The 24,471-nt window shown below is 59.5% G+C and carries 19 protein-coding genes and 6 rRNA genes; 8 read left to right on the plus strand and 17 right to left on the minus strand.

Annotation, left to right across the window (positions count from 1 at the left end; translation table 11 throughout):
• Window positions 1-117: 117 nt before the first annotated feature.
• Window positions 118-405, minus strand: coding sequence for an HU family DNA-binding protein (locus N5P29_RS18815; RefSeq protein ID WP_011776355.1), 288 nt, complete (start codon window positions 403-405; stop codon window positions 118-120).
• Between the two features lie 445 nt (window positions 406-850).
• Here N5P29_RS18815 and N5P29_RS18820 point away from each other — a divergent pair, with 445 nt between their 5' ends.
• A complete protein-coding gene (locus tag N5P29_RS18820) occupies window positions 851-1,843 on the plus strand; it encodes a patatin-like phospholipase family protein (protein ID WP_262276310.1) in 993 nt (330 codons plus the stop codon).
• A gap of 113 nt (window positions 1,844-1,956) precedes the next feature.
• On the opposite strand, the gene rrf (N5P29_RS18825) is transcribed toward N5P29_RS18820, so the two are convergent.
• From rrf (N5P29_RS18825) to N5P29_RS18835, 3 genes are all read right to left on the minus strand, one after another.
• Window positions 1,957-2,073 (minus strand): 5S ribosomal RNA (gene rrf / locus N5P29_RS18825).
• 150 nt (window positions 2,074-2,223) lie between these two features.
• Window positions 2,224-5,370, minus strand: a 23S ribosomal RNA gene (locus N5P29_RS18830).
• Between the two features lie 515 nt (window positions 5,371-5,885).
• Window positions 5,886-7,404 (minus strand): 16S ribosomal RNA (locus N5P29_RS18835).
• Between the two features lie 675 nt (window positions 7,405-8,079).
• Between N5P29_RS18835 and N5P29_RS18840 the strand changes: the two genes are divergently transcribed.
• Genes N5P29_RS18840 through N5P29_RS18850 form a run of 3 tightly spaced genes read left to right on the plus strand, consistent with a single transcriptional unit; the run spans window position 8,080 to window position 9,148 of the window.
• Window positions 8,080-8,535: an ATP-binding cassette domain-containing protein gene (locus N5P29_RS18840; protein WP_262276311.1), complete on the plus strand. Its 456-nt coding sequence runs from the start codon at window positions 8,080-8,082 to the stop codon at window positions 8,533-8,535.
• Window positions 8,532-8,888, plus strand: coding sequence for an ABC transporter permease (locus N5P29_RS18845; RefSeq protein WP_262276312.1), 357 nt, complete (start codon window positions 8,532-8,534; stop codon window positions 8,886-8,888). The genes N5P29_RS18840 and N5P29_RS18845 overlap by 4 nt, the downstream gene beginning before the upstream one ends.
• Window positions 8,873-9,148, plus strand: coding sequence for a hypothetical protein (locus tag N5P29_RS18850; protein ID WP_262276313.1), 276 nt, complete (start codon window positions 8,873-8,875; stop codon window positions 9,146-9,148). Before N5P29_RS18845 ends, N5P29_RS18850 begins: the two co-directional genes overlap by 16 nt.
• A 192-nt stretch (window positions 9,149-9,340) precedes the next feature.
• On the opposite strand, the gene rrf (N5P29_RS18855) is transcribed toward N5P29_RS18850, so the two are convergent.
• From rrf (N5P29_RS18855) to rpmB, 6 genes are all read right to left on the minus strand, one after another.
• Window positions 9,341-9,457, minus strand: a 5S ribosomal RNA gene (gene rrf, locus N5P29_RS18855).
• Window positions 9,458-9,607: 150 nt separating this feature from the next.
• A 23S ribosomal RNA gene (locus tag N5P29_RS18860) occupies window positions 9,608-12,750 on the minus strand.
• 515 nt (window positions 12,751-13,265) lie between these two features.
• Window positions 13,266-14,782, minus strand: a 16S ribosomal RNA gene (locus tag N5P29_RS18865).
• Together the 16S, 23S and 5S rRNA genes form the textbook arrangement of a ribosomal RNA operon.
• Window positions 14,783-15,515: 733 nt before the next feature.
• Entirely contained in the window at window positions 15,516-15,821 is a 306-nt protein-coding gene (rpsN, locus tag N5P29_RS18870) for a 30S ribosomal protein S14 (RefSeq protein ID WP_011776360.1), read from the minus strand.
• Between the two features lie 4 nt (window positions 15,822-15,825).
• Window positions 15,826-15,993 carry a 50S ribosomal protein L33 gene (gene rpmG / locus N5P29_RS18875; protein WP_003798558.1) on the minus strand — a complete coding sequence of 56 codons (168 nt, stop codon included), beginning with the start codon at window positions 15,991-15,993 and terminating at the stop codon, window positions 15,826-15,828.
• Entirely contained in the window at window positions 15,993-16,229 is a 237-nt protein-coding gene (rpmB, locus tag N5P29_RS18880; protein WP_144662315.1) for a 50S ribosomal protein L28, read from the minus strand. The genes rpmG and rpmB overlap by 1 nt, the downstream gene beginning before the upstream one ends.
• Before the next feature lie 382 nt (window positions 16,230-16,611).
• On the opposite strand from rpmB, the gene N5P29_RS18885 reads away from it, so the two are divergent.
• The 3 genes from N5P29_RS18885 to N5P29_RS18895 are packed head-to-tail and all read left to right on the plus strand — an operon-like array spanning window position 16,612 to window position 19,296.
• Window positions 16,612-18,072, plus strand: a complete 1,461-nt coding sequence (locus N5P29_RS18885; protein ID WP_262276314.1) for a ferredoxin reductase family protein — start codon at window positions 16,612-16,614, stop codon at window positions 18,070-18,072.
• Complete coding sequence (locus N5P29_RS18890; protein WP_262276315.1) at window positions 18,069-18,524, plus strand: FMN-binding protein; 456 nt, start codon at window positions 18,069-18,071, stop codon at window positions 18,522-18,524. Before N5P29_RS18885 ends, N5P29_RS18890 begins: the two co-directional genes overlap by 4 nt.
• A gap of 31 nt (window positions 18,525-18,555) precedes the next feature.
• On the plus strand, window positions 18,556-19,296 hold the full coding sequence (locus tag N5P29_RS18895) for an FAD:protein FMN transferase (protein WP_262276316.1): 741 nt from the start codon (window positions 18,556-18,558) through the stop codon (window positions 19,294-19,296).
• Here N5P29_RS18895 and N5P29_RS18900 read toward each other — a convergent pair.
• Together N5P29_RS18900 and N5P29_RS18905 are read right to left on the minus strand one after the other, a co-directional pair.
• Window positions 19,280-20,047: an SGNH/GDSL hydrolase family protein gene (locus tag N5P29_RS18900; protein WP_262276317.1), complete on the minus strand. Its 768-nt coding sequence runs from the start codon at window positions 20,045-20,047 to the stop codon at window positions 19,280-19,282. The two genes, N5P29_RS18895 and N5P29_RS18900, sit on opposite strands and share 17 nt — an antisense overlap.
• A gap of 51 nt (window positions 20,048-20,098) precedes the next feature.
• The gene (locus N5P29_RS18905) at window positions 20,099-20,578 is read right to left on the minus strand and encodes a MarR family winged helix-turn-helix transcriptional regulator (RefSeq protein ID WP_262276318.1); all 480 of its coding nucleotides are present in this window, start codon (window positions 20,576-20,578) and stop codon (window positions 20,099-20,101) included.
• A 68-nt stretch (window positions 20,579-20,646) separates the two neighbouring features.
• Here N5P29_RS18905 and N5P29_RS18910 point away from each other — a divergent pair, with 68 nt between their 5' ends.
• Window positions 20,647-20,934 carry a YciI family protein gene (locus N5P29_RS18910; RefSeq protein ID WP_262276319.1) on the plus strand — a complete coding sequence of 96 codons (288 nt, stop codon included), beginning with the start codon at window positions 20,647-20,649 and terminating at the stop codon, window positions 20,932-20,934.
• A gap of 41 nt (window positions 20,935-20,975) precedes the next feature.
• Here N5P29_RS18910 and N5P29_RS18915 read toward each other — a convergent pair whose 3' ends face one another.
• The 5 genes from N5P29_RS18915 to N5P29_RS18935 all read right to left on the minus strand — a co-directional run bounded on the left by N5P29_RS18915 (window position 20,976) and on the right by N5P29_RS18935 (window position 24,471).
• Window positions 20,976-21,347 carry a hypothetical protein gene (locus N5P29_RS18915; protein ID WP_262276320.1) on the minus strand — a complete coding sequence of 124 codons (372 nt, stop codon included), beginning with the start codon at window positions 21,345-21,347 and terminating at the stop codon, window positions 20,976-20,978.
• A gap of 32 nt (window positions 21,348-21,379) precedes the next feature.
• Window positions 21,380-21,547: a hypothetical protein gene (locus tag N5P29_RS18920; RefSeq protein ID WP_262276321.1), complete on the minus strand. Its 168-nt coding sequence runs from the start codon at window positions 21,545-21,547 to the stop codon at window positions 21,380-21,382.
• An 82-nt stretch (window positions 21,548-21,629) separates the two neighbouring features.
• Complete coding sequence (locus tag N5P29_RS18925; RefSeq protein WP_262276322.1) at window positions 21,630-22,466, minus strand: SGNH/GDSL hydrolase family protein; 837 nt, start codon at window positions 22,464-22,466, stop codon at window positions 21,630-21,632.
• Window positions 22,467-22,594: 128 nt separating this feature from the next.
• The gene (locus tag N5P29_RS18930; protein ID WP_262276323.1) at window positions 22,595-23,650 is read right to left on the minus strand and encodes a siderophore-interacting protein; all 1,056 of its coding nucleotides are present in this window, start codon (window positions 23,648-23,650) and stop codon (window positions 22,595-22,597) included.
• Window positions 23,647-24,471 (minus strand): ABC transporter ATP-binding protein, encoded by an 825-nt coding sequence (locus tag N5P29_RS18935; RefSeq protein WP_262276324.1) that lies wholly within the window; start codon window positions 24,469-24,471, stop codon window positions 23,647-23,649. The genes N5P29_RS18930 and N5P29_RS18935 overlap by 4 nt, the downstream gene beginning before the upstream one ends.

Here is a 24,471-nt window from a genome sequence, read left to right on the forward strand (position 1 = left end):
ATTGTCCGCTACCTGTCGCCGGGCTGCGAATCGAAAGGTGCGCTATGTGCATTAACTCCAAGCAGAAAGGGCGGCAACCATCAGGTTGCCGCCCTTTCAAGGCGTGTGCCGAAGAAGTTACTTCTTCTTGGCGACAGCTGCCTTCAGCTTGGAGCCAGCGGTCAGCTTGACGCTGTGGCCTGCTGCGATCTGGATGGTTTCGCCGGTCTGCGGGTTGCGGCCGGTGCGGGCTGCACGGTCGGTGCGCTCAACGGCGAGCCAGCCCGGGATGGTGATCTTCTCGCCGGCAGCGACAGAAGTCTCGAAAACTTCGAACAGTGCATCGAGCACGGAGTTGACTGCTGCCTGGCTGGTGCCAGCCTTGCCTGCTACCTCTGCAACGAGTTCACTACGGTTCTTAGCCATTTACGTCCTCCTGGACTCATACGTTTTTGAGCTTTCAAGCGGAATGCGAGCAAGCCACTCTTCGAAAACTTACCAGCTTGGGCTGCCTTGGCCAGCAAATTCCGCGTGTTTCCGCGCTTTTTTGACCAAAATCACCGGATTTCAGCGGTTTTTAGGGCCCCTTTAAGCCCTTGGCGTACCCTACGCCGATCGGACATGGACAGAGAACCAGTCCCTGCGGCGCGCCTGCGGTCCTGATCCTGAATTTCCGTTGCACACCCACCCTGCCGGGTGATAGCTTTTCCGGTGATCGTGATCTTTGAACAATCATGAACTTCGGGACTGGAGGTGAGACCCATGAAGGCAGTATCCACAGTGGGCGCTCCCAGCAGTCCACGATCCCGCGGCTGAGCAAGCCGCCCCCCCCCGGGAGCGCCTGGTACGCATTTCGCGAAAGGCAACTCCCATGAATACATCTCCCTTACCTGCCCCTCCCGCCCCGGAAGCATCGGCGGCAGCGCAAGTACTGCCAACCCTTGACGCTTCTGCGCGCATCCCGCAGGGTGAGCGCGCATTGGTCCTTGGAGGCGGCGGATCCACAGGCAACGCGTGGCTCATCGGCGTCGTCGCAGGACTTTACGACGGCGGTGTGGACGTCACCCGCGCAGACCTCACGGTTGGGACCTCGGCCGGGTCCACGGCAGCGGCCCAGCTGGCCGGCGCTGCGCCCGCCGACCTGTTGAAGGCCACTCTTGGTCCTGTGCCTCTCCCTCCGCGTCAGTCATCTGGCGCGGGACCGGCAGGTTCGGGGGCGCCGGCCCAGAAAGGGGCCGGATCCGTAACTGACCATATGGAGCGGACAGGCAGGATCCTGGACGCTTCAAGGGACATGGCCGACATGCGCCGCCGAATGGGTGCCGCGGCCCTCGACCTGGCAGCGGCCATGGATGGAGCCAGCAAAAGGTGGAGGGCTACCGTATCGGGCCGACTGCCCCAGCAACAGTGGCCCGAGCGGGCTGTGCTTCTCACAGCAGTAGATGCTGAAACCGGGGAGCCTGTGGTCTTCGACCGTCACAGCGGAGTCGACCTGGTGGACGCCGTGGCCGCCAGCTGCGCCAGCGGCTTCGCCTACAGCATCGGCACCAAGCATTACATCGACGGCGGATACCGGACCAATGCGGAGAACGCGGACCTCGCAGCCGGATATCCCAGGGTTTTGGTGCTCTCGCCGTTCGGCGGCCGGACACGGACGCCTGGCGAATGGGGAATGGATCTGCGGACCCAGGTGTCCGCGTTGCAGGGCAACGGGAGCCGGGTTCGCACCATCGTCCCGGAGAGCGACTCCGAGCACATGTTCGGGGTCAACGCCATGGATCTGTCGCTCCGCCCAGCTGCGGCGCGGACCGGCTACGAACAAGGGCTGTCCTTGGCCGATGAGCTGGGTGGGTTCTGGGGTTAGTCCTTAACGGCTGAAGGCCCCTGACCGGTGTGGTGGGGGGCCTTGTGCGTGTTTGTGGTCTTTTATGTGGGAGACCCCCCAACCGTGGGTTGGGGGGTCTCGACCTAATGGTTGTCCGGCGGTGTCCTACTCTCCCACACCCTCCCGGGTGCAGTACCATCGGCGCTGTGGGTCTTAGCTTCCGGGTTCGGAATGGGACCGGGCGTTTCCCCCACGCTATGACCGCCGTAACCTTGTTACCCGTTCCCCCGCTCTTGTGTGGTGGGGGTGGGAAGACTGTTGGTTACAACTGTGGTGTTGTTATTTAGTTGTTGGTTCCTGTTTCAACTGGTGGGTTGTTGGTTGGGAACCACATAGTGGACGCGTGCAGTGTGTTGTGTGTGGTGTAAGTTGTTGGCCTATTAGTACCGGTCAGCTTCACGAGTCGTTAGTCCTCGCTTCCACATCCGGCCTATCAACCCAGTGGTCTGGCTGGGGGCCTCTCACACAAATTGTGTATGGAAATCTCATCTTGAAGCGAGCTTCCCGCTTAGATGCTTTCAGCGGTTATCCCATCCGAACGTAGCTAATCAGCGGTGCACTTGGCAGTACAACTGACACACCAGAGGTTCGTCCGTCCCGGTCCTCTCGTACTAAGGACAGCCCTTCTCAAATTTCCTGCGCGCGCAGCGGATAGGGACCGAACTGTCTCACGACGTTCTAAACCCAGCTCGCGTACCGCTTTAATGGGCGAACAGCCCAACCCTTGGGACCTACTCCAGCCCCAGGATGCGACGAGCCGACATCGAGGTGCCAAACCATGCCGTCGATATGGACTCTTGGGCAAGATCAGCCTGTTATCCCCGAGGTACCTTTTATCCGTTGAGCGACGGCCATTCCACAATGTACCGCCGGATCACTAGTCCCGACTTTCGTCCCTGCTCGAGATGTCTCTCTCACAGTCAAGCTCCCTTGTGCACTTACACTCGACACCTGATTGCCAACCAGGCTGAGGGAACCTTTGGGCGCCTCCGTTACTTTTTAGGAGGCAACCGCCCCAGTTAAACTACCCATCAGGCACTGTCCCTGACCCGGATCACGGGCCGAAGTTAGATGTCCAAAGTGACCAGAGTGGTATTTCAACGATGACTCCACCCGAACTGGCGTCCGGGCTTCAACGTCTCCCACCTATCCTACACAAGCCACTCCGAACACCAATACCAAACTATAGTAAAGGTCTCGGGGTCTTTCCGTCCTGCTGCGCGTAACGAGCATCTTTACTCGTACTGCAATTTCGCCGAGTTTATGGTTGAGACAGCGGGGAAGTCGTTACTCCATTCGTGCAGGTCGGAACTTACCCGACAAGGAATTTCGCTACCTTAGGATGGTTATAGTTACCACCGCCGCCGTTTACTGGGGCTTAAATTCTCAGCTTCGCTCCGAAGAGCTAACCGGTCCTCTTAACCTTCCAGCACCGGGCAGGAGTCAGTCCGTATACATCGTCTTGCGACTTCGCACGGACCTGTGTTTTTAGTAAACAGTCGCTTCCCCCTGGTCTCTGCGGCCCACACCCGCTCACGGAGAGCAAGTCTCCATCACGGGGCAGGCCCCCCTTCTCCCGAAGTTACGGGGGCATTTTGCCGAGTTCCTTAACCATAATTCTCTCGATCGCCTTGGTATTCTCTACCTGATCACCTGTGTCGGTTTGGGGTACGGGCGGCTAAAACCTCGCGTCGATGCTTTTCTAGGCAGCATAGGATCACCGGATCCCCCCGAACGGGGGTCCCATCAGATCTCAGGATCGTGCTCGAAACACACAGGAACGGATTTGCCTATCCCTGACCCTACATCCTTAGACCGGGGCAACCATCGCCCGGCCCGGCTACCTTCCTGCGTCACACCTGTTAATACGCTTACCTCCCGGGATCAGGTCCCGCGCTCGGCCAAAACCCACAACACCACAAGGGTGAGCGGGCAGGCTCCGGGCGGTTAGTATCCCCCGCTTGGCATGGGCGGTTTTTCGCCGGTACGGGAATATCAACCCGTTGTCCATCGACTACGCCTGTCGGCCTCGCCTTAGGTCCCGACTTACCCAGGGCAGATTAGCTTGACCCTGGAACCCTTGATCATTCGGCGGACGGGTTTCTCACCCGTCTTTCGCTACTCATGCCTGCATTCTCACTCGTGTAGGCTCCACCGCTGGTTTCCACCGCGACTTCACTGCCCACACGACGCTCCCCTACCACTCCACACCCCTGAACCACGAAGGCTAGGGTACTGTGTGAAATCCACAACTTCGGCGGTGTACTTGAGCCCCGCTACATTGTCGGCGCGGAATCACTTGACCAGTGAGCTATTACGCACTCTTTCAAGGATGGCTGCTTCTAAGCCAACCTCCTGGTTGTCTTCGCAACTCCACATCCTTTCCCACTTAGCACACGCTTAGGGGCCTTAGTTGGTGGTCTGGGCTGTTTCCCTCTCGACTATGAAGCTTATCCCCCACAGTCTCACTGCTGCGCTCTGACTTACCGGCATTCGGAGTTTGGCTGACGTCAGTAACCTTGTAGGGCCCATCGGCCATCCAGTAGCTCTACCTCCGGCAAGAAACACGCAACGCTGCACCTAAATGCATTTCGGGGAGAACCAGCTATCACGGAGTTTGATTGGCCTTTCACCCCTACCCACAGCTCATCCCCTCCATTTTCAACTGAAGTGGGTTCGGTCCTCCACGACGTCTTACCGTCGCTTCAACCTGGCCATGGGTAGATCACTCCGCTTCGGGTCTAGATCACGCCACTACACTCGCCCTGTTCAGACTCGCTTTCGCTACGGCTACCCCACACGGGTTAACCTCGCGACGTAACACTAACTCGCAGGCTCATTCTTCAAAAGGCACGCCGTCACAACTACAAAGGCTGCTCCGACGGATTGTAAGCACACGGTTTCAGGTACTGTTTCACTCCCCTCCCGGGGTACTTTTCACCTTTCCCTCACGGTACTGGTCCGCTATCGGTCATTAGGAAGTATTTAGGCTTATCAGGTGGTCCTGACAGATTCGCACGGGATTTCTCGGGCCCCGTGCTACTTGGGATACTCTCCAGGCGGCACACAACATTACGGTTACGGGGCTCACACCCTCTCTGGCCGGCCTTTCAAGACCGTTCACCTATGCACGCACTCTCACCTCACTGGCCCGGCAGAACCAGAACGGAAAGTCCCACAACCCCGCCCATGCAACGCCCGCCGGCTATCACACATGGAAACGGTTTAGCCTGATCCGCGTTCGCTCGCCACTACTAACGGAATCACTCTTGTTTTCTCTTCCTGCGGGTACTGAGATGTTTCACTTCCCCGCGTTCCCCCCACGCACCCTATGTGTTCAGATGCGGGTCACACAATCACCTTGCAGCGTTGTGCGGGGTTTCCCCATTCGGACATCCTGGGATCAACGCTCGGTTATCAACTCCCCCAGGCTTATCGCAGATTCCTACGTCCTTCTTCGGCTCCTAATGCCAAGGCATCCACCGTGTGCCCTTAAAAACTTGACCACACACATCGAACAAAACGCCCGATCATGATGCATCAACTACTCGAGAGAACCACGACCACAAAAGGCCAGGTTCATCAAAAAGAAATTGCTGTAGAAACACACACACAAGTGCGTGTGTCTCAGATGCTCGCGTCCACTATGTAGTTCTCAAACAACAACCCCATCAACCAGACCACCACACCCCCAACAAGGGAACACGGCAGTACCGGAAGCAGGAACAAAAGAAACACCAGTCTCCAATGCATTGCTGCAAAAAGGTCCTGTTGCCTCAGGACCCAACAGTGCGCCAAACACAACCCCCACAACCAACACCCCGGACACGTTCCCAACAACCCCGAAGGACCGCCGTACTAGCACCAGGACACCACCGCAAAGGCCATGCCAAAAAAATGATTCGTTGATATTCCACCCATGAGCACCCACCGCAGAACAAACGCCTGCGCAATGGGCAACACTGACAACCACACCCCCACCCATGCAGGCAGGGACAACAGATTGTAAGCAGCTCCTTAGAAAGGAGGTGATCCAGCCGCACCTTCCGGTACGGCTACCTTGTTACGACTTAGTCCCAATCGCCGGTCCCACCTTCGACGGCTCCCCCCACAAGGGTTAGGCCACCGGCTTCGGGTGTTACCAACTTTCGTGACTTGACGGGCGGTGTGTACAAGGCCCGGGAACGTATTCACCGCAGCGTTGCTGATCTGCGATTACTAGCGACTCCGACTTCATGGGGTCGAGTTGCAGACCCCAATCCGAACTGAGACCGGCTTTTTGGGATTAGCTCCACCTCACAGTATCGCAACCCTTTGTACCGGCCATTGTAGCATGCGTGAAGCCCAAGACATAAGGGGCATGATGATTTGACGTCGTCCCCACCTTCCTCCGAGTTGACCCCGGCAGTCTCCTATGAGTCCCCGGCCGAACCGCTGGCAACATAGAACGAGGGTTGCGCTCGTTGCGGGACTTAACCCAACATCTCACGACACGAGCTGACGACAACCATGCACCACCTGTAAACCGACCGCAAGCGGGGCACCTGTTTCCAGGTATTACCGGTTCATGTCAAGCCTTGGTAAGGTTCTTCGCGTTGCATCGAATTAATCCGCATGCTCCGCCGCTTGTGCGGGCCCCCGTCAATTCCTTTGAGTTTTAGCCTTGCGGCCGTACTCCCCAGGCGGGGCACTTAATGCGTTAGCTACGGCGCGGAAAACGTGGAATGTCCCCCACACCTAGTGCCCAACGTTTACGGCATGGACTACCAGGGTATCTAATCCTGTTCGCTCCCCATGCTTTCGCTCCTCAGCGTCAGTTACAGCCCAGAGACCTGCCTTCGCCATCGGTGTTCCTCCTGATATCTGCGCATTTCACCGCTACACCAGGAATTCCAGTCTCCCCTACTGCACTCTAGTCTGCCCGTACCCACTGCAGAACCGGAGTTGAGCCCCGGTCTTTCACAGCAGACGCGACAAACCGCCTACGAGCTCTTTACGCCCAATAATTCCGGATAACGCTTGCGCCCTACGTATTACCGCGGCTGCTGGCACGTAGTTAGCCGGCGCTTCTTCTGCAGGTACCGTCACTTACGCTTCTTCCCTACTGAAAGAGGTTTACAACCCGAAGGCCGTCATCCCTCACGCGGCGTCGCTGCATCAGGCTTTCGCCCATTGTGCAATATTCCCCACTGCTGCCTCCCGTAGGAGTCTGGGCCGTGTCTCAGTCCCAGTGTGGCCGGTCACCCTCTCAGGCCGGCTACCCGTCGTCGCCTTGGTAGGCCATTACCCCACCAACAAGCTGATAGGCCGCGAGTCCATCCAAAACCACAAAAGCTTTCCACCCCCCACCATGCGATGAGGAGTCATATCCGGTATTAGACCCAGTTTCCCAGGCTTATCCCAGAGTCAAGGGCAGGTTACTCACGTGTTACTCACCCGTTCGCCACTAATCCCCCAGCAAGCTGGGATCATCGTTCGACTTGCATGTGTTAAGCACGCCGCCAGCGTTCATCCTGAGCCAGGATCAAACTCTCCGTTGAAGTAAAACAAATCAAACAGACACAACCACACCCACCGGAAATAACGGCAAGAACATGGCTGCACAAAATTCGAAACCAGCTGAAAACCAGACCACCACACACGGGGGTGCGCGACAGTACTGGCATAAATTTCAACCAATCAAAAAACAATCGGTATCAACAAACTTGGCACACTATTGAGTTCTCAAACAACAGACCCCCCAAAACATCACCCCGACCGGAACACCACACAAAGCAGCGCACCACAACAGGGCCATTGGAAAAGAAGAGTTATTTTTGGCCGCCTACCGAACCGTACACACCTTCCGGCTTTCCGTTTCGCACCCGGCGACTCAGAAAACAATACACGCCCCACAACCCCAACGCAAATCCACCACCCAACACCCACACACCCACCCCCAAAACCCCACCACACCGCCGTCGAACACCACCCCAACACTGCCGTCGAACACCACCATTGCGGGCGCAGTTGCCAGGAGCGATGCCAGCAGGGAGTCGGTCATGGCTGATGCCCTGGACGTTCTGGAGGAACACCATGGCCGAAACCCTGCTCGCGGCGCATTGCGTTTCGCGTTCTTTCGGCTCCGGAGACGGGGTACACAAGCTCTACCGGGACGTAGCCGCGGGTGAGATCCATGCCTCGTCGGTTTGAATGGCGCAGGCTAGTCCACGCTGATGAGGCTGGTGCTGGGATTGCTGGTCCCCGACTCCGGCGACGTGGCCATCTCTGGGCAGAAAGTGAAAGCCACCGGATCGAACACATGGAGCCGTCTGGGGCAGCTGATTGAGTACCCGCTTGCATATGGGGAGCTGGCAGGGTGGACCAATCTCGAGATCGGAGCACGCCTACGCGGTGTCCCACCCTTTGACATCAAGGCGAGCGTGGACACGGTGCTCGACGAGCTGGATCTGCGACGACCCCATCCGGTGTCGCTCTCTCCGGGGAATCGCCAACGGCTGGGACTCGCTTGCGCCCTTCAACTCGCCCCTCAGCTCATCGTGCTGGGTGGACCGACAAACGTCATCGGGAGCATCGGTCCGAAGGCCACAGACATAGTGCGGGAATTCTTTGCCCTCGTCCACAGCGACGACACCCGCAACGAAGCCCGGAAGCCGGAGATATCAGCATGAAAAAGCCATTCGAAGGACTCAGCGCTGCACTCGACGTCAGGGGACGCAAGACGCTATCTTCCCGGGCGGTCATGCTGGGCCGGCTACCCCTCCTCGGCCCACCAAATTACTGCCGCCGGCACGGCAGGGAATTCACGGACGGCACCATTTCCGGGCTATTCGCACTGCCGGTCCGGCGGACCACGATTGCCCTGGCCAAGCTCATGGTTTACGCAGGCTGGGCAATCGTCATGGCAGTCGTGTTGACTATGACCTTGCTTGGCCTCGGCCTTGTCCTGGGCTTTGGATGGCCCAAGCTGCTGAATTCGAAGGGCTGTCCCGGCTCCTCCCACTCACAGTGCTTTCGGCGCTGATCGCCACGCCCGCGGCCTGGTCGGCAACCCTCGGCCGTGGCCTGCTTAGCGGAATCGGCCTTACGGTCGGTGTCATGGCCGGGACGCAGGTGGCGGTTCTTGCGGGCGCCGGACCATGGTTTCCCGTCGCCGCGCCGGCACTCTGGGCGGTAGCACCTGGCACGGTGCCGCCGGCAGCTCTGGCCCTCACCTTCGCGATTCCGACTCTCTTCGGCGCGCTGACGCTTTGGAGCTGGTCGCGGCTGCAGCTGGACCGCTGAATTCGACTGTACGCCGCTTGCAGGTAGACGTTTAACGCTCGACGGCGGCCTGCCCGCCTGTGTGCGACAGCCGCGGTTGGTCGTTAAATGCGCGTGGCCCCTGACCGGTGTGGTGGGGGCCTTGTGCGTGTTTGTGGTCTTTTATGTGGGAGACCCCCCAACCGTGGGTTGGGGGGTCTCGACCTAATGGTTGTCCGGCGGTGTCCTACTCTCCCACACCCTCCCGGGTGCAGTACCATCGGCGCTGTGGGTCTTAGCTTCCGGGTTCGGAATGGGACCGGGCGTTTCCCCCACGCTATGACCGCCGTAACCTTGTTACCCGTTCCCCCGCTCTTGTGTGGTGGGGGTGGGAAGACTGTTGGTTACAACTGTGGTGTTGTTATTTAGTTGTTGGTTCCTGTTTCAACTGGTGGGTTGTTGGTTGGGAACCACATAGTGGACGCGTGCAGTGTGTTGTGTGTGGTGTAAGTTGTTGGCCTATTAGTACCGGTCAGCTTCACGAGTCGTTAGTCCTCGCTTCCACATCCGGCCTATCAACCCAGTGGTCTGGCTGGGGGCCTCTCACACAAATTGTGTATGGAAATCTCATCTTGAAGCGAGCTTCCCGCTTAGATGCTTTCAGCGGTTATCCCATCCGAACGTAGCTAATCAGCGGTGCACTTGGCAGTACAACTGACACACCAGAGGTTCGTCCGTCCCGGTCCTCTCGTACTAAGGACAGCCCTTCTCAAATTTCCTGCGCGCGCAGCGGATAGGGACCGAACTGTCTCACGACGTTCTAAACCCAGCTCGCGTACCGCTTTAATGGGCGAACAGCCCAACCCTTGGGACCTACTCCAGCCCCAGGATGCGACGAGCCGACATCGAGGTGCCAAACCATGCCGTCGATATGGACTCTTGGGCAAGATCAGCCTGTTATCCCCGAGGTACCTTTTATCCGTTGAGCGACGGCCATTCCACAATGTACCGCCGGATCACTAGTCCCGACTTTCGTCCCTGCTCGAGATGTCTCTCTCACAGTCAAGCTCCCTTGTGCACTTACACTCGACACCTGATTGCCAACCAGGCTGAGGGAACCTTTGGGCGCCTCCGTTACTTTTTAGGAGGCAACCGCCCCAGTTAAACTACCCATCAGGCACTGTCCCTGACCCGGATCACGGGCCGAAGTTAGATGTCCAAAGTGACCAGAGTGGTATTTCAACGATGACTCCACCCGAACTGGCGTCCGGGCTTCAACGTCTCCCACCTATCCTACACAAGCCACTCCGAACACCAATACCAAACTATAGTAAAGGTCTCGGGGTCTTTCCGTCCTGCTGCGCGTAACGAGCATCTTTACTCGTACTGCAATTTCGCCGAGTTTATGGTTGAGACAGCGGGGAAGTCGTTACTCCATTCGTGCAGGTCGGAACTTACCCGACAAGGAATTTCGCTACCTTAGGATGGTTATAGTTACCACCGCCGTTTACTGGGGCTTAAATTCTCAGCTTCGCTCCGAAGAGCTAACCGGTCCTCTTAACCTTCCAGCACCGGGCAGGAGTCAGTCCGTATACATCGTCTTGCGACTTCGCACGGACCTGTGTTTTTAGTAAACAGTCGCTTCCCCCTGGTCTCTGCGGCCCACACCCGCTCACGGAGAGCAAGTCTCCATCACGGGGCAGGCCCCCCTTCTCCCGAAGTTACGGGGGCATTTTGCCGAGTTCCTTAACCATAATTCTCTCGATCGCCTTGGTATTCTCTACCTGATCACCTGTGTCGGTTTGGGGTACGGGCGGCTAAAACCTCGCGTCGATGCTTTTCTAGGCAGCATAGGATCACCGGATCCCCCGAACGGGGGTCCCATCAGATCTCAGGATCGTGCTCGAAACACACAGGAACGGATTTGCCTATCCCTGACCCTACATCCTTAGACCGGGGCAACCATCGCCCGGCCCGGCTACCTTCCTGCGTCACACCTGTTAATACGCTTACCTCCCGGGATCAGGTCCCGCGCTCGGCCAAAACCCACAACACCACAAGGGTGAGCGGGCAGGCTCCGGGCGGTTAGTATCCCCCGCTTGGCATGGGCGGTTTTTCGCCGGTACGGGAATATCAACCCGTTGTCCATCGACTACGCCTGTCGGCCTCGCCTTAGGTCCCGACTTACCCAGGGCAGATTAGCTTGACCCTGGAACCCTTGATCATTCGGCGGACGGGTTTCTCACCCGTCTTTCGCTACTCATGCCTGCATTCTCACTCGTGTAGGCTCCACCGCTGGTTTCCACCGCGACTTCACTGCCCACACGACGCTCCCCTACCACTCCACACCCCTGAACCACGAAGGCTAGGGTACTGTGTGAAATCCACAACTTCGGCGGTGTACTTGAGCCCCGCTACATTGTCGGCGCGGAATCACTTGACCAGTGAGCTATTACGCACTCTTTCAAGGATGGCTGCTTCTAAGCCAACCTCCTGGTTGTCTTCGCAACTCCACATCCTTTCCCACTTAGCACACGCTTAGGGGCCTTAGTTGGTGGTCTGGGCTGTTTCCCTCTCGACTATGAAGCTTATCCCCCACAGTCTCACTGCTGCGCTCTGACTTACCGGCATTCGGAGTTTGGCTGACGTCAGTAACCTTGTAGGGCCCATCGGCCATCCAGTAGCTCTACCTCCGGCAAGAAACACGCAACGCTGCACCTAAATGCATTTCGGGGAGAACCAGCTATCACGGAGTTTGATTGGCCTTTCACCCCTACCCACAGCTCATCCCCTCCATTTTCAACTGAAGTGGGTTCGGTCCTCCACGACGTCTTACCGTCGCTTCAACCTGGCCATGGGTAGATCACTCCGCTTCGGGTCTAGATCACGCCACTACACTCGCCCTGTTCAGACTCGCTTTCGCTACGGCTACCCCACACGGGTTAACCTCGCGACGTAACACTAACTCGCAGGCTCATTCTTCAAAAGGCACGCCGTCACAACTACAAAGGCTGCTCCGACGGATTGTAAGCACACGGTTTCAGGTACTGTTTCACTCCCCTCCCGGGGTACTTTTCACCTTTCCCTCACGGTACTGGTCCGCTATCGGTCATTAGGAAGTATTTAGGCTTATCAGGTGGTCCTGACAGATTCGCACGGGATTTCTCGGGCCCCGTGCTACTTGGGATACTCTCCAGGCGGCACACAACATTACGGTTACGGGGCTCACACCCTCTCTGGCCGGCCTTTCAAGACCGTTCACCTATGCACGCACTCTCACCTCACTGGCCCGGCAGAACCAGAACGGAAAGTCCCACAACCCCGCCCATGCAACGCCCGCCGGCTATCACACATGGAAACGGTTTAGCCTGATCCGCGTTCGCTCGCCACTACTAACGGAATCACTCTTGTTTTCTCTTCCTGCGGGTACTGAGATGTTTCACTTCCCCGCGTTCCCCCCACGCACCCTATGTGTTCAGATGCGGGTCACACAATCACCTTGCAGCGTTGTGCGGGGTTTCCCCATTCGGACATCCTGGGATCAACGCTCGGTTATCAACTCCCCCAGGCTTATCGCAGATTCCTACGTCCTTCTTCGGCTCCTAATGCCAAGGCATCCACCGTGTGCCCTTAAAAACTTGACCACACACATCGAACAAAACGCCCGATCATGATGCATCAACTACTCGAGAGAACCACGACCACAAAAGGCCAGGTTCATCAAAAAGAAATTGCTGTAGAAACACACACACAAGTGCGTGTGTCTCAGATGCTCGCGTCCACTATGTAGTTCTCAAACAACAACCCCATCAACCAGACCACCACACCCCCAACAAGGGAACACGGCAGTACCGGAAGCAGGAACAAAAGAAACACCAGTCTCCAATGCATTGCTGCAAAAAGGTCCTGTTGCCTCAGGACCCAACAGTGCGCCAAACACAACCCCCACAACCAACACCCCGGACACGTTCCCAACAACCCCGAAGGACCGCCGTACTAGCACCAGGACACCACCGCAAAGGCCATGCCAAAAAAATGATTCGTTGATATTCCACCCATGAGCACCCACCGCAGAACAAACGCCTGCGCAATGGGCAACACTGACAACCACACCCCCACCCATGCAGGCAGGGACAACAGATTGTAAGCAGCTCCTTAGAAAGGAGGTGATCCAGCCGCACCTTCCGGTACGGCTACCTTGTTACGACTTAGTCCCAATCGCCGGTCCCACCTTCGACGGCTCCCCCCACAAGGGTTAGGCCACCGGCTTCGGGTGTTACCAACTTTCGTGACTTGACGGGCGGTGTGTACAAGGCCCGGGAACGTATTCACCGCAGCGTTGCTGATCTGCGATTACTAGCGACTCCGACTTCATGGGGTCGAGTTGCAGACCCCAATCCGAACTGAGACCGGCTTTTTGGGATTAGCTCCACCTCACAGTATCGCAACCCTTTGTACCGGCCATTGTAGCATGCGTGAAGCCCAAGACATAAGGGGCATGATGATTTGACGTCGTCCCCACCTTCCTCCGAGTTGACCCCGGCAGTCTCCTATGAGTCCCCGGCCGAACCGCTGGCAACATAGAACGAGGGTTGCGCTCGTTGCGGGACTTAACCCAACATCTCACGACACGAGCTGACGACAACCATGCACCACCTGTAAACCGACCGCAAGCGGGGCACCTGTTTCCAGGTATTACCGGTTCATGTCAAGCCTTGGTAAGGTTCTTCGCGTTGCATCGAATTAATCCGCATGCTCCGCCGCTTGTGCGGGCCCCCGTCAATTCCTTTGAGTTTTAGCCTTGCGGCCGTACTCCCCAGGCGGGGCACTTAATGCGTTAGCTACGGCGCGGAAAACGTGGAATGTCCCCCACACCTAGTGCCCAACGTTTACGGCATGGACTACCAGGGTATCTAATCCTGTTCGCTCCCCATGCTTTCGCTCCTCAGCGTCAGTTACAGCCCAGAGACCTGCCTTCGCCATCGGTGTTCCTCCTGATATCTGCGCATTTCACCGCTACACCAGGAATTCCAGTCTCCCCTACTGCACTCTAGTCTGCCCGTACCCACTGCAGAACCGGAGTTGAGCCCCGGTCTTTCACAGCAGACGCGACAAACCGCCTACGAGCTCTTTACGCCCAATAATTCCGGATAACGCTTGCGCCCTACGTATTACCGCGGCTGCTGGCACGTAGTTAGCCGGCGCTTCTTCTGCAGGTACCGTCACTTACGCTTCTTCCCTACTGAAAGAGGTTTACAACCCGAAGGCCGTCATCCCTCACGCGGCGTCGCTGCATCAGGCTTTCGCCCATTGTGCAATATTCCCCACTGCTGCCTCCCGTAGGAGTCTGGGCCGTGTCTCAGTCCCAGTGTGGCCGGTCACCCTCTCAGGCCGGCTACCCGTCGTCGCCTTGGTAGGCCATTACCCCACCAACAAGCTGATAGGCCGCGAGTCCATCCAAAACCACAAAAGCTTTCCACCCCCACCATGCGATGAGGAGTCATATCCGGTATTAGACCCAGTTTCCCAGGCTTATCCCAGAGTCAAGGGCAGGTTACTCACGTGTTACTCACCCGTTCGCCACTAATCCCCCAGCAAGCTGGGATCATCGTTCGACTGCATGTGTTAAGCACGCCGCCAGCGTTCATCCTGAGCCAGGATCAAACTCTCCGTTGAAGTAAAACAAATCAAACAGACACAACCACACCCACCGGAAATAACGGCAAGAACGCGGCTGCACAAAATTCGAAACCAGCTGAAAACCAGACCACCACACACGGGGGTGCGCGACAGTACTGGCATAAATTTCAACCAATCAAAAAACAATCGGTATCAACAAACTTGGCACACTATTGAGTTCTCAAACAACAGACACTACCGGCACCACCACCAACCCCACAGGGCCACTGGATCGCTCCGAAGCAACTTTTCAAACTTACCCGAACCGGCCGCTCAAAGCAAACCAAACCCCGGGCCTCCCCCACCAACCAGAAGCACACAAAAGCACCACCGGAACCGGTAATTTGAAGGGAGTCGGTCGCCATCATCCCGCATCAGCGGCGGCGACTCGAATAACTTTACACGCGCCCCACCCCCACACCAAATCCACCCCAACCCCACCCAAAAACCCCGCAAACACAAGGAAAACCCGCCAAAACAACCAACCAAACCCCCCAAAACACCCACAAACCACCCAAGTGAAGCCCATCACACACCCCAACCACCCGCCGTCGAACACCCAACCGAGCGAGCGAACCCACCAAACCCCCGGGAACGTGAGCGAGCGAACCCACCAAACCCCGGGAACGTGAGCGAGCGACCCCACCAAACCCCCGGGAACGTGAGCGAGCGTTAAACACAAAAAGGGCCGGCAACCATAACGGTTGCCGGCCCTTTCAGAGCTTCGTGATTACCAGGAAGACTTGGTGATGCCCGGGAGCTCACCACGGTGAGCCATGTCGCGGAAGCGAACACGGGAGATACCGAACTTCTGGAGCGTGCCGCGGGGACGGCCGTCGATCTGGTCGCGGTTACGCAGACGGATCGGGGAGGCGTTGCGGGGCAGCTTCTGCAGGCCGAGGCGTGCAGCTTCGCGTGCTTCGTCAGTCGCGTTGGGGTCTACCAGGGTCTTCTTCAGTTCGAGACGCTTGGCAGCGTAACGCTCAACAATGACCTTGCGCTGCTCGTTGCGAGCAATCTTGGACTTCTTTGCCATGTGTTTAGCGCTCCTCTCGGAATTCGACGTGCTGGCGGATCTTGGGGTCGTACTTCTTCAGGACCAGACGGTCCGGGTCGTTACGACGGTTCTTGCGGGTTACGTAGGTGTAACCGGTGCCCGCGGTGGACTTCAGCTTGATGATCGGACGTACGTCCTTGTCCTTTGCCATTAGAGCTTCACTCCTCGTGCCAGGATGTCGGCTACGACTGCGTCGATGCCACGTACGTCGATGGTCTTGATGCCACGGGCCGACAGGGTCAGCGTGACATTACGGCGCAGGGACGGAACCCAGTAGCGCTTCTTCTGAATGTTCGGGTCGAACCGACGCTTGTTGCGACGGTGCGAGTGCGAAATGCTGTGTCCAAAGCCCGGCTCGGCTCCGGTCACTTGGCAGTGTGCTGCCATGACTCTCCTCCAAAGATTGAATGTAACGGCGTGCAGATGTTCCTGCGTTGCCGTGCGACAGGCAGTGTCCGCATCCGGTCCACACCATTTCGGTAGTTTCCGCATCAAGTGCGGCGAAGAAGGCTGGCCACAGGACCGCTATAACTCAGGTCCTGGGATACCGGGCGAATACAGGAATGCACGCAACTTGAGCCCCTAACTACCGGCCACCGGGATGTCAGTCAGACTGACTTCACCACCAACCGGAGCAATTGCACACGATCCGCACTACCTAGCGCCTAACTATTCTACGGGCCAGGCCAAATTAAGACCAATCCGGCATCATACGCCCTCAAAAGCTCTTTCACAGCAGAATGAAAGGAAGCCGGGCGAGTCTTGGAACATGACCTCGTTCCCAGCCACAGATTACAGCGTGGACAGCCCCGCCCCGACGGTCCCGCGGACAGCACCTGCCGCCGTCGAATGCTTCCGTCCGCAAGCACGACGGCGGCTGGCCCGCGCCGATGTCCTGGGTTTCGTCGGGTGGTTGTCGCCGGTTGCGGCGGTATCGCTGTGGCTTGCCGACGGCGGTGCCAGCGGCTTCTCGTCGTTCGCGGCGACCATGACGTCCTTGGGTATTGTCGCCGGACTGATCGGCATGGACCTGGTGCTGCTGATGCTGTTGCTCGCAGCCCGGATTCCCTTTGTCGACAACGCGATCGGCCATGACCGCGCCCTGGAGGTCCACAAGAAGCTCGGCAAACCGGCGCTTTTCCTGCTGCTGGCCCACGGACTGCTGATCGCCATTGGTTACGGCGCTGCGGAGGGCCTGGACCCGATCAGCGAATCGGTGTCGTTGTGGGTCAACGTCCCTGACATGTGGCTCGCGTTCGTCTCCCTGGCCCTGTTCATCGCCGTGGTAGTGACGTCGCTGGTGGTCGTACGCAGGAGATTCCCCTACGAATTCTGGTACGCGATCCATCTGCTGACCTATGCTGCCGTCGGCACCGCCATTCCGCATCAGTTCAGTGTGGGCGGGCTGTTCGCCGAAGGAACCTGGCAGCGCTGGTACTGGCTGGCACTCTGCATCGCGACCGGGGCAGCACTTCTCCTCTACAGGGTCTGCCAACCGCTGGTGGCCACGTTCCGGCATCAGCTCACAGTGAGCCGGGTGCTGCGGGTTTCACCGGAGGTCTTCAGCATCGAGATGACGGGCCTGCAGCTTGAGCGCCTCTCGGGTGCCGGCGGGCGCTTTTTCTTCTGGAGGTTCCTCGCTCCGGGGCATTGGTGGCAGCCACATCCTTTCAGCCTGTCCGCCGAGCCGGTGGTCGGCGTCGGGGGCTCGACGGGCAAAATACGCATCACCGTCCGGAACCTCGGAGATGGCTCGGCCAGGCTCGCGGGGATCAGGCCCGGAACCAAGGTTGCCATCGAGGGACCCTACGGCATGTTCAGCACGGCGGCCCGCACGCGGAACAACGTGGTGATGATCGGCGCCGGAATCGGCATCACGCCGTTGCGGTCGCTCCTGGAGTCCACGCCGTTCCAACCCGGGCATGCCACGGTCCTGCTGAGGGGACATGACGAATCCGAGCTTTTCCTGGGCAAGGAAATCATGGACCTGTGCCAAGCACGCGGCGCTACCCTTTTCCATCTCACGGGACAACGCTCGATCGGCGCCCACCCATGGCTCCCCCAGTCTGCGGTGGCGGCCGGGTTCAGCATCGACTCCTACGCTCCCGGCATCGCTGACGCCGACGTGTACATTTGCGGCCCATCGCAATGGGCTGCCTCAGTCATCCAGGACGCCCGGGCCGCGGGTGTCCCCGCGGAACAACTCCACTACGAAAGGTTCGACTGGTGAGAATTAGGGCAGCCATGGCAACCGCGCTGGCATCGGCGGGCATCCTGTTGGCCGGCTGGCAGTCGGGCGCTCACGTCGCCGATACCGGCTCAACAACCACCACCAGCCTGAGCAGCAGCACCACGAACGGTGGCGCCGCCCGCGGCAGCAGCGGCAGCACTGGAACGGCGACGGCGGCAACGTTCGACGGCGCGTCGGTCCAGACCCGCTTCGGTACTGTGCAGGTCCGGGTGACAATCCAGGGCGGCAAGATCACGGAAGTCGCTGCGCTGAAGCTGACTGATGCCGAACGTAAGTCGGCCCAGATCAGCAGCCGTGCTGCCCCGATCCTGCGTTCCGAGGTGCTGCAGGCACAGTCAGCCAAGGTGCAAACCGTCAGCGGCGCCACGGTGACCAGCGACGCCTACCTCACCTCCCTGCAGGCGGCCCTCGATGCAGCCCACTTCCAGTAACCCGCAACTACGGGCCCGGACGTTCCACAGCATGGGCACCGTGGTAAGCCTGACCCTTGCCAGCATCCGCTCCGCGCAGACCGCCGCCGACGAGCTCGAGTCAGCTGCCGCCGTCGTCGAGGACAAGTTCACCCAACTGGACCTGACCTTCAGCCTGTACCGGGCTGGCTCCGAAGCGAGCCGGCTGGCCCGTGGGGAACTAACGCTGCCCTATGCGTCGGAAGTGATGCGGGACCTCTATGCAGAAGCCGCTGAGTGGCGGTTGTCTACCGATGGCGCCTTCACGGCCGAACGTCCCGACGGGGTGTTGGACCTCTCCGGGATCGTGAAGGCGCACGCGGCGCGTGAAGCCGCGTTGTCGCTGGAGGCCCTCGGTTTACGGGACTGGTGCTTGAACGCCGGCGGGGACGTGCTGGTGAGTGGCTCGCCAACGCCGGAGACGCACGAGCCGTGGCTCGCCGGCGTGGTGGATCCCCTTGATCGACAGGCCTTGCTGCTCACGTACCCGCTGGGCACGCGACGTGCCCTGGCGACGTCAGGGTCCGCCGAAAGGGGCCACCACATCTGGGCGGTTGGCGGCGCGGCGCCTGAGTTCCTGCAAGTTTCCGTGGCTGCGGCCGACATCGTCACCGCCGACGTCCTCGCGACGGCCATCGTTGCCGGCGGACCGGGAACGATGGACCACGCTGTTGAAAAGTGGGGCGTGGAGGTGATCGCGGTATTTCGCGACGGATCGTTGCTCGCTACGCCCGGTTTCAGGGAAGCGGCGTGATCAACTCGGCGTACTTCGGGCTGAGGCCATCGCCGGAAGATACGCCGCGCAGACGGCGGGACACCCACGGTGCAGCCGATTCCCGGATCCAGCGCGCGTTGGCCTTCAGGGTCTCCACCCGGTTCAAAAGCCGGACAGGCGCAAGCTCGGGCACGTCCATCACGTGTTCGTGTTCCAGGACATCCAGCACCCGCTTGGCCATGTTGAGGTGGCCTGCGGTGGACATGTGCATCCTGTCCTCGCCCCACATACGCCAGTCGTCGTATTCATCGAACCGCCAGTAATCCACCAGCAAAGCACCATGGTTCTCCGCGATCTCGCGCACCAGTTCGTTGTAGATCGCGGTGCGGCCGCGCATGGTGCTGAAGACTTTCGAGCCTTTTGCGTCAAAGCCCGTGAAGAGCAGCACGGTGGCGCCGGTGGCACTCAACCTGGCGATGCCGGCGTCGTACTCCTCCAAAAGCGAGTCGATATCGATCCTGGGGCGCAGGATGTCGTTCGCCCCTGCATAAAGGCTCACCAAGGTGGGCTTCATGGCGACGGCGGCATCCACTTGCTCTGCCATGATCTGGCGGAGTTTGCGCCCGCGGATGGCAAGGTTGGCGTAGCCGAACCCAGGATTACCCAGGGCGAGTTGCGTGGCCACGACGTCAGCCCAGCCTCGAACCCCGTTGGGGCGCGTGGGATCGTCGTCGCCGACGCCCTCTGTGAACGAGTCTCCCAAGGCCACGTAGCGGGCAGAAAAATCCATGCCGCCAGTTTGCCACTTCAGCGCCCACAGCCCCAAAGCCCGGTGGAACCGCTAGGAATCGCGGAGAATCCAGTGGTTGTTATCGAGCCTGGCAACTATTTTCTCGCCGATGCGCGCGAGGTCGGCGACGTCATCGGGAGTCAGCGAATCAAGCATCAGGGTCCGCACCGATTCCACATGGGCAGGAGCCAGGGAAACGATGGTGGACATGCCGGCGTCAGTCAGGTGCGCCACTGTCACCCGGGCATCTCCGGGGTGCGCTTGACGTTCAACCCAGCCGCGCTTCTGCAGTTTGGTGACCACGTGCGAGAGCCGCGACAACGAGGCACTTGTCCGGGCAGCGAGCTCGCTCATGGGCAGGTAGCGGCCCTCGGTTTCGGAGAGCATCGCGAGCACGTTGTAATCGAACAAGGATAGTTTGCCGGCGGACTGAAGCTGGGTATCCAACGCCGACGGGAGCAACGTATTGATGCTCAGGAGGGCCAGCCAGGCGCGGCGTTCGTCGGCGTTCAGCCAGCGGGGTTGATTCATGGGTCCATCTTATGAGAATCCGCTGGCTTGGTAGCTCCAGCACACTTCGCTGGCGATAGGCTGACGGCATGTTCGTAGTCTCCTTGACCTACAAAGTTCCGGACGAAATCGTCGACTTCCACCGGCCGGGCCATATGGCCTGGCTTAAAGCAGCGTTCGACGACGGCATCTTCCTTGCGTCCGGACGTCGCGTACCAGCCACGGGAGGCGTGCTGCTGTCGAAGGTGGACAGGGAAGCACTGGACGCTTCCTTGGGGCAGGACCCGTTCTACAGCAACGGAGTTGCCGACTTCGAGATCATCGAGTTCACCGCTACCAGCGTGGCCGAGGGTTACGAGAACCTGCTGGACAGCTGAGCTTTCCGGCCTGTTGCCGGTTATAAGCCTGAAGGTGCGTGTTAGTGGCTGACGAGTTGCTGGGCTCGCTGGTGGGAGACCCCCAGGACGGCCCCGATATCGCGGACAGTAACCCCTTGGCGCTTGAGCACCATCGCGGCCTCGTGACGTTCCCGCGCTGACGCTGCCTTCAGCTCGTCAGCCTTGGCAGCCAACTCCGCAGCAGCCCTGAGGTGCTCGGTGACTTCGGGTGCGTCAAAGGTGATGTGGACGTCGAAATCCGTTTCGGGACGGCCTGTAAGCAGGGATGCCAAGTCACGCACCATCTCCGGGATTTCGGACACGGTTCGGGCCTGCGTGGTCAGACCTTCGATCTGCTTTGATTCCAGGAACCAAAGCCGGCCGTCGCGGCTGGCTGTTACTTCGAGCTTCACTTGGTGTCCTCTCCCTTGGCTTGCTTCATAATTTACTTGGCCAACTTCTCACCAATTTCATTATGGCGAGGCACGAAAGTCGTATTTCCGCCGATGGTGACGCGGGTATGCCTCCCGCCTTCTTCAGTGCTGTAGTCGACGCCGAGATCTTTCGCAGTGCGTTTCAGCCTGCTCAGAAGATCCCGGCGCTTCATCATCATTAATTCAGTCTATAGGCCTATAGACATACCTGTCTAGTGGCCTATAGACGCATGGCTGGAGCGACGAATCTCAGTGCGGTGGTCATTGGGCTGCTTCCCTGTCCTCCACGAGCTTCTTCAGGCCACCCTTGCGGGGGACTGCGACCGGTTGGGGCCAGCGCGGCTGCAGCGAATCCCCCAGCGTCACTCCGCGCAGTTTGCGGCCGAACAACGGCACCACCCAGTCGTTGACCCAACGGCGTTGCCGGCGTTCCCATTCACGGAGGGTCAAGCGCGAGGGCGGTTCCCATTCCTTGGGCGAAATCTTATGGGAGACGTTGAGGTGGTCCAGGACCTGGGCAGCCAGGTATTTGTGCCCGGCTTTGGACATGTGGAGCCGGTCCGGGGCCCACATCCGCGAATCCTTGTAGGCATCGAAGCACCAGTAATCCACCAGCACGGCACCATACTTGGAGGCGATCCCGCGGACTCGTTCGTTATACAGGGTGTTGCGCCGCCTGAAAGGCTCAAGGACAGCCGAGACCTTGACGTCGAATCCAGTGAAGAGGACTACGGTTGCGCCCGTTTCACTCAGCCGCGCCACGAGGAGTTCGTAGTCATTCAGGAGCGCCTCCATGTCGGTACCGAAATCCAGGATGTCGTTCCCGCCGGCATACAGCGTGATCAGCGTCGGCTCCATGTCGAGGGCCGGCTGCAGTTGCTCATCGATGATGTGCCGTAGCCTCTTGCTGCGAACGGCCAGGTTGGCGTACTCCCAGCCGGACTGTGCCTTCGCCAACTTCTCGGCCACACGGTCGGCCCAGCCGCGGACCCCGTTGGGCAGGACGTTGCTCGGGTCCCCCACGCCCTCGGTGAAGGAATCCCCGATGGCGACGTACCGCCGTCGAACGTTTTCCCCGTCCCCGAAATCTCCCCGCACCAAACCGAAGCTACCCGCCCTCGGTTAAGCCCGAGCCAACCCGGAGTGAACACGTGAGCGAGGGTTGGCCGCAAACAGTTGGGATGTGAGAGAGGGATGGGCTCAAGCGGTAGGGATGTGGGAGAGGGTTAGCCCTCTGCCTTGCCGCGCCGCCAATACCCCATGAACGCGACCTGCTTACGGTCGATGCCGACGTCGCGCACCAGGTACCGCCGCATCTCCTTGATCACGAAGGCTTCGCCTGCGATCCAGGCGTAGAACGGCAGCGCACCGGCGGGAAGGGTGGGGTTCTTCGTGGCCTCGATGGCTGCAGCGTCCATGCGCTGCGGGGTTTCCCAGAGGATGTCCTGGTCCACGTTGACGTCTTCGGGCTCCGGGCCGGCAGCACTGTCCGATCCCTTGAGGCCCACCCAGCCCGGAACGGGAACAGCCTTGGCAACAGCTTCCTTGAGGAGTTCACCATGCGGACGGGAGCGTCCGATGGCTGCGCCGCGGGCAAGCCAGGTGATCTCGATATCGGCTGCGGTGGTGATGTCCTGGAAATCAGCTGCCGACGGCACCTCAAGGAAAGCATGGCCGGTCATGTCCGCGGGCAGGCTCTCCAGGATGGCGCTGATGGCCGGGACCGCAGTTTCATCGCCCGCGAGCAACACACGCTGGGCCAACCCCGGACGCCACTCGATGCCGCCGTAAGCACCCGCGGTGGTGCACTGCGCGGCGCGGTTGTTGGGACCGATGATGGTCAGGGCATCTCCGGGCTTCGCGGCAACGGCCCAGTTCGCGGCAGGACCACCGTTGCCGTGCTCATCGAAGTGCATCACGAAGTCGATGTCGATCTCCGGGTACACGGCATCAAGGCGTTCCGACCGGACCGTGTAGGTGCGCATGTCGCCGCGAACAGACGGATCCATGGCAAGCCATTCCTTGTACCAGCCGGCGTCCTCCATTTTGAAGGGCGGCAATGGAAGGGCGTTGCCGTCGGCGTCGAAGGACGGGATCATCAGCTTCACGCGAAGGTCCAAAGTGTCGCCGGCAACCCCGAAGCCGCGCAGCGAATAGCCACCGAACGTGATGCGGCGGAAGTTGGGGCTCAACTCCTGCACGGCCGTCACAGTGACATCGAAGGCCAGGGTCATGGGCTCCACGGCGGCACTCGCGGTGGCCTGTGTCGGTTGTGCACTCATGATGCGATCTCCAGTTCGTTGGTTCGTGCGGGCTGTGCGTGGTGCCGGCCAATCGGGACGATCAGCGGTGTTCCTGAAATGGGGTCCGGAACCACGCGGGATTCCAGGCCGAAAACGTTGAATACCAGTTCCTCGGTGACCACCTCGGTTGCGGGGCCCTCCGCGACGATGCAGCCGCCCTTCATGGCGATGACGTGATCGGCGTAGCGTGCTGCCAGGTTGAGGTCGTGGAGCACGATGGCCACGGTGGTGCCACGGCTGCGGTTGAGGTCCGTGACAAGGTCCAGGACCTCCACTTGGTGGGCAAGGTCCAGGTACGTGGTGGGCTCATCGAGCAGCAGGACGTCGGTTTCCTGGGCCAAGGCCATGGCAATCCACACCCGCTGGCGTTGCCCGCCGGACAGTTCATCGATGCTCCGCTCAGCGAGCCCCAGCGTGTCGGTGGCCTCGAGCGCGCGCTGCACCGCGGCGTCGTCGTTGGCGCTCCAACTCCGGAAGAAGCCCTGGTGCGGGTACCGCCCACGGCCAACGAGGTCGCGTACGGTGATGCCGTCCGGAGCGGTGGGGTGCTGCGGCAGCAGGCCCAGCGTACGGGCGAGTTCGCGGGCCGGACGGGTGTGGATGTCCTTGCCATCCAGGGTGACTGCACCGCCGCTTGGCTTCAAAAGTCGGGACAAGCCGCGCAGCAACGTGGACTTTCCGCAGGCGTTGGCACCGACGATCATGGTGACTTTACCTTCGGGGATCTCCGTGGAGAGTCCCTCAACAACCTTGCGCTGCTCGTATTGCAGCGTCAGGTCCTTGGCATGAAGGAGGGCCAT

Source organism: Paenarthrobacter sp. JL.01a (assembly GCF_025452095.1).
Classification (GTDB): domain Bacteria; phylum Actinomycetota; class Actinomycetes; order Actinomycetales; family Micrococcaceae; genus Arthrobacter.